This is a genomic window from Mesorhizobium sp. M4A.F.Ca.ET.050.02.1.1, assembly GCF_003997725.1.
GTDB lineage: Bacteria > Pseudomonadota > Alphaproteobacteria > Rhizobiales > Rhizobiaceae > Mesorhizobium.
This window is the reverse complement of the sequence record NZ_RZSG01001438.1, coordinates 1-576: the sequence shown is the minus strand read 5'-3', so window position 1 is coordinate 576 and position 576 is coordinate 1. Positions and strand designations below refer to the sequence as shown.

The following is a 576-nucleotide window of genomic DNA, read 5'->3' as shown; positions in this document are numbered from 1 at the left end:
TATCCGAGCCGCGTCGTCGCCACTGACCTCAAGAACCCGGACTTCGCCGCCCTTGCCCGCGCCTATGGTGGCCACGGCGAGACGGTTGCGAAGACCGCCGATTTCGCGCCGGCCTTCGAGCGCGCGCGCGCCAGCGGCAAGCCGGCGATCGTCGAGATCAGGCTCGATCCCGAGGCGATCACGCCGACCCGCACGCTGACGCAGATACGCGACAAGAGCTAGACGCGAAAGGGCAGCCTGCTGACCTTCTGCCGGCTGCACGCAAAGGGGATGAACCGCCCTTTGCGTCTTACATAGCCTTCTCGATCTGGCCGCGGATCTCGCCGTCCTTGTTGGCGGCGGTGTGGACGTTGACGTAGTACTTGCCGGCCTCAAGGTCTGCCGCCTGCGCATCGGTCAGCGTGGCCGATCCCTTGATCGGGCTCTTGAGCTTCTTGAACGGGATTACGGGTCCCGCGCTCGCGCCCATCGCGGCCGGGCCGTGAATGTGTGCCGCCGTCGCCGGTCCGCTGAGGCCGGAATATTTGACGTTCCAGCTCAGCTTCTTCTTGGCGGTGTCGAAGGTGAATGTGGCGG

2 protein-coding genes are annotated in these 576 nt (G+C 65.6%); one reads left to right on the top strand and one right to left on the bottom strand.

Annotated elements, in window-relative coordinates; all coding sequences use genetic code 11:
- Window positions 1-222 (top strand): thiamine pyrophosphate-dependent enzyme (locus EOA33_RS38010; RefSeq protein WP_245482612.1); only part of this gene is annotated, 222 nt, incomplete at its 5' end.
- Between the two features lie 67 nt (window positions 223-289).
- Here the strand turns inward: EOA33_RS38010 and EOA33_RS38005 are convergent.
- Window positions 290-576 (bottom strand): CHRD domain-containing protein (locus tag EOA33_RS38005; RefSeq protein ID WP_127407861.1); only part of this gene is annotated, 287 nt, incomplete at its 5' end.